A 1247-nucleotide genomic window follows, 5' to 3' on the forward strand; every position below is an offset into this window, starting at 1 on the left:
CTCGCGGATGGAGCTGAAGCCAGTCGAAGATACCAGCTGGCTGCAACTGTTTAATAAAAACACAGCACTGTGCAAACACGAAAGTGGACGTATACGGTGTGACGCCTGCCCGGTGCTGGAAGGTTAATTGATGGGGTCAGCCGCAAGGCGAAGCTCTTGATCGAAGCCCCAGTAAACGGCGGCCGTAACTATAACGGTCCTAAGGTAGCGAAATTCCTTGTCGGGTAAGTTCCGACCTGCACGAATGGCGTAATGATGGCCAGGCTGTCTCCACCCGAGACTCAGTGAAATTGAACTCGCTGTGAAGATGCAGTGTACCCGCGGCAAGACGGAAAGACCCCGTGAACCTTTACTATAGCTTGACACTGAACATTGAGCCTTGATGTGTAGGATAGGTGGGAGGCTTTGAAGCGTGGACGCCAGTCTGCGTGGAGCCATCCTTGAAATACCACCCTTTAATGTTTGATGTTCTAACTCGGCCCCGTAATCCGGGGTGAGGACAGTGTCTGGTGGGTAGTTTGACTGGGGCGGTCTCCTCCCAAAGAGTAACGGAGGAGCACGAAGGTTAGCTAATCACGGTCGGACATCGTGAGGTTAGTGCAAAGGCATAAGCTAGCTTGACTGCGAGAGTGACGGCTCGAGCAGGTACGAAAGTAGGTCTTAGTGATCCGGTGGTTCTGAATGGAAGGGCCATCGCTCAACGGATAAAAGGTACTCCGGGGATAACAGGCTGATACCGCCCAAGAGTTCATATCGACGGCGGTGTTTGGCACCTCGATGTCGGCTCATCACATCCTGGGGCTGAAGTAGGTCCCAAGGGTATGGCTGTTCGCCATTTAAAGTGGTACGCGAGCTGGGTTTAGAACGTCGTGAGACAGTTCGGTCCCTATCTGCCGTGGGCGTTGGAAGATTGAGAGGGGTTGCTCCTAGTACGAGAGGACCGGAGTGAACGCACCACTGGTGTTCGGGTTGTCATGCCAATGGCATTGCCCGGTAGCTAAGTGCGGAAAAGATAAGCGCTGAAAGCATCTAAGCGCGAAACTTGCCTCAAGATGAGTCTTCCCTGGGCCTTTAAGGCCCCTGAAGGAACGTTTAAGACTAAGACGTTGATAGGCTGGGTGTGTAAGTGCAGCGATGCATTGAGCTAACCAGTACTAATGATCCGTGAGGCTTAACCTTACAACACCGAAGGTGTTTTTAGAGAGATTTTCAGCGAAGTTCCGAGATTGGTTCTGATGGCGACACGA

General features: G+C 52.4%; 1 rRNA gene. It reads left to right on the forward strand.

The features are described from left to right. Positions 1–1179: ribosomal RNA gene (locus tag ACJ8PN_RS25540) — 23S ribosomal RNA — on the forward strand; the annotation flags it as partial. Between the last annotated feature and the right edge of the window lie 68 nt (positions 1180–1247).

The organism is Serratia sp. CY76391 (genome assembly GCF_052166695.1).
In the GTDB taxonomy this organism is placed as follows: domain Bacteria; phylum Pseudomonadota; class Gammaproteobacteria; order Enterobacterales; family Enterobacteriaceae; genus Serratia; species Serratia nematodiphila.